This window comes from Gluconobacter cerevisiae (genome assembly GCF_015244675.1).
Classification (GTDB): Bacteria; Pseudomonadota; Alphaproteobacteria; order Acetobacterales; family Acetobacteraceae; genus Gluconobacter; species Gluconobacter cerevisiae.
In genome coordinates, this window is the sequence record NZ_JABCQO010000033.1 from 1 (window position 1) to 2,992 (window position 2,992).

Below are 2,992 nucleotides of genomic sequence, written 5' to 3' on the forward strand. Positions count from 1 at the left end.
TGTCGCTCTCTACATCGCCCTCGGCGCCGGATGGCAGGGAAAAGCCCTCACCGACACAAGACTCCCCGTCGAAGTCAAACAGCAAAACGCCTTCGTCAGAGCCTTCACTCGGTAATCCTGAAGGGACCGATCGCATAAAACCATTTGGGGTTTATAACAAAACACGACAATATCCGTTCAGAACTCCCTGACCACTCAGCAAGGATCAGTGATGGGCAGACTGACCTTGTGGCGCAATATTCCCGTATTAGCGGCAGTTGCTCTCGTGATTTGCTCACCCGGGCACGCTCGAAACATCCATGACTGTGTCACGATGAGTGAAGTCCTCCCCTTTCTCAACCCGGCTGGCGCGCCCGTTATTCATGTCCAGATCAATGGCCATGATGTCGGATCTTTTTTCTCAACATTCACAACCCGAACCAGCGTCTGGGATGCAAAAGGGTTTGATTTCTACCGCCTTGACCCTATCAGAACCATGTCCGTCACAGGAACGGGCGGAAACTATTCCACCACGATCAAAAGCCTCCAGGTCGGTCAATCCGTGCTCAAGGACATGACAGCCCTGCTGGTCAATGAGCGCCCACCCAAAACGCCGGATGGCCTGCTTCTGATGATGGATCTCGGATGGGACATCCTTGGGCAATATCATCTACTCATCGACAGATATTCGCAGAAAATCGGCATTTTCACTTACGATACCGCTGCGGATTGCCCCGATATCGGAACCCTTCTGAAAAACACAGGGCCAGTCATTCCATTAACATCCCTTGATGATGAGTCCCCGCAACTCAATCAGGTGACGGCTCTGCTGGATGGTCACAAGGTGGACATGCAGATCAATACCAGCGCCAACCGCTCCATTATCCAGCAATGGGTGGCGCGGAAGATGGGGATTTCACGCCACATCCTCAAACAGGACGACGAAATCCGTGTTGGCGCGGGGGAAGTCCTGCTCGGACACAGACATCACTTCAACACTCTGCAACTTGGTTCACACACACTGCACGACATCACGCTGGATGTCGTCCCGGATGCGGAGTTCAATATTCTTGGGATGGATGTCCTCAAGCACTTCAACATCCTGATCAATCCCATGGCCGGTAAACTCTGGCTTGAGGACTATGTGCCCCCGCCCGGCCATGTGGAGGAAAAGGCTCTTCCCTGGTCCCCCACCCATGACCGGCTCAGCATCACCCATGCCAGCGAGGAAAAGCAGACACCCCCAGCCCCCGCCGGAAATCCCTGAGGGTCAGGCTTCTGCCGATCCCCCGTCCACATCAAACGTCACACCCTGTGCGAGCGGCAGCGTGCGCCCATAATTGATGGCATTGGTCTGGCGACGCATATAGGCCTTCCATGAATCCGAACCGGACTCACGGCCACCGCCTGTCTCTTTTTCACCGCCAAACGCCCCGCCGATTTCCGCACCGGACGGCCCCATATTCACGTTTGCAATGCCACAATCCGATCCCCGCGCAGACAGAAACTGCTCCACCTCCCGGATATCGGTTGCAAAAATCGAAGACGACAGACCCTGCACCACGTCGTTCTGAAGTGCTACGGCCTCCTCGAGCGTGTCATATTTCATGACATACAGGATCGGCGCGAATGTCTCTTCCAGCACCGGCCCCACCTGAGACGGCATTTCAACCAGTGCCGGGCGTGCATAGAATGATGCCTCCCCGTTCACATCAACGCGGGTTCCGCCATGGACCGTACCGCCCGCATCCGCCGCAGCCTTGAGACTGTCCTGCATCATTGCGAAGGACGCCGCGTCAATCAGCGGGCCGACAAGCGCCGTTTCCTCGATCGGATTACCAACCGAAATGCTTTTGTAGACATTCACCAGCTTGGGCACGAGCGTGTCATAGACGCTGGAATGGACGAACAGACGCCGCAATGTCGTACAGCGCTGACCAGCCGTTCCCATTGCGCCAAACGCGACGGCCCGAAGCGTCAGATCCAGATCGGCCGAGGGTGTGACGATGGACGCATTGTTACCGCCGAGTTCCAGAATGGAGCGCCCGAAACGACGCGCCACGCGCTCGCCAACGTCACGTCCCATACGGGTCGATCCGGTGGCGGAAATGACCGGCACGCGGCGGTCTTCCACCATCAGTTCGCCAATATCGCGTCCGCCGACCAGCAATATGCTGAGCGCGGCTGGTGCGTCATTCCCGAAACGTGCTGCCGCCTTCAGGAACAAAGCCTGCGTGGCGAGCGCAGTCAGCGGTGTCTTTTCTGAAGGCTTCCAGATCACGCTGTCTCCGCAGACCAGCGCCAGAGCCGCATTCCACGACCAGACGGCAACCGGGAAATTGAACGCCGAGATGATGCCAACCGGCCCAACAGGATGCCACTGTTCCGTCAGACGATGGTCCGGTCGTTCGGAGGGGATCGTCAGGCCGTAAAGCTGACGGGAGAGACCGACCGCGAAATCGCAGATATCAATCATTTCCTGCACTTCGCCCAGACCTTCGGACGGAACCTTGCCCACTTCCAGCGTCACCAGTCGCCCAAGCGCGTCCTTGTTCGCCCGCAATTCCTCACCCAGCAGGCGGACCAGTTCGCCACGACGCGGCGCCGGAACTCCGCGCCAAACTTTGAACGCCTCTACCGCACAGCCGATCGTCGCTTGCGCCTCTTCCGCGCTGATTTCCGCAACTTCAGCAATCCGCTCGCCCGTTAGCGGCGATGTGACGACCAGAGTGCCTCCCGAGTAGAGGTCTGCCGACACGCCAAGGCTATCGAGAAGCGTTGTGACTTCGGAGCGGAGAGAGGCAGCCATTATTCTTCCTGTCTGGGTTTCGTAGCGGTCACTGGACATGGATCGTCCTACTTTTATCTATTCACAAACCGTTACGACCTGCGCGTCAAGGTGACCTAGGCTCAGGACTCATTCTTTGAGGTAGAAGATGACGCTTGCTGCGATGTGGATTGCGGACATGAATGTATGAGCGCAGCGGTCATATCGGGTCGCAACACGTCGCCA

2 protein-coding genes and 1 pseudogene are annotated in these 2,992 nt (G+C 57.3%); 1 reads left to right on the forward strand and 2 read right to left on the reverse strand.

What is annotated here, in order from left to right:
* The first annotated feature begins 313 nt into the window (after positions 1–313).
* A complete protein-coding gene (locus HKD21_RS14250) occupies positions 314–1,246 on the forward strand; it encodes a retropepsin-like aspartic protease (protein ID WP_194256259.1) in 933 nt (310 codons plus the stop codon).
* Positions 1,247–1,249: 3 nt separating this feature from the next.
* Here HKD21_RS14250 and amaB read toward each other — a convergent pair whose 3' ends face one another.
* Complete coding sequence (gene amaB, locus HKD21_RS14255) at positions 1,250–2,788, reverse strand: L-piperidine-6-carboxylate dehydrogenase (RefSeq protein WP_194256260.1); 1,539 nt, start codon at positions 2,786–2,788, stop codon at positions 1,250–1,252.
* 108 nt (positions 2,789–2,896) lie between these two features.
* Positions 2,897–2,992, reverse strand: a pseudogene (locus HKD21_RS14260) (IS5/IS1182 family transposase); the annotation flags it as partial.

Bases quoted from the DNA above. Each gene is read 5' to 3' on its own strand.
- amaB (WP_194256260.1), bottom strand. From the start codon at position 2,788: ATGGCTGCCTCTCTCCGCTCCGAAGTCACAACGCTTCTCGATAGCCTT.
- HKD21_RS14250 (WP_194256259.1), top strand. From the start codon at position 314: ATGAGTGAAGTCCTCCCCTTTCTCAACCCGGCTGGCGCGCCCGTTATT.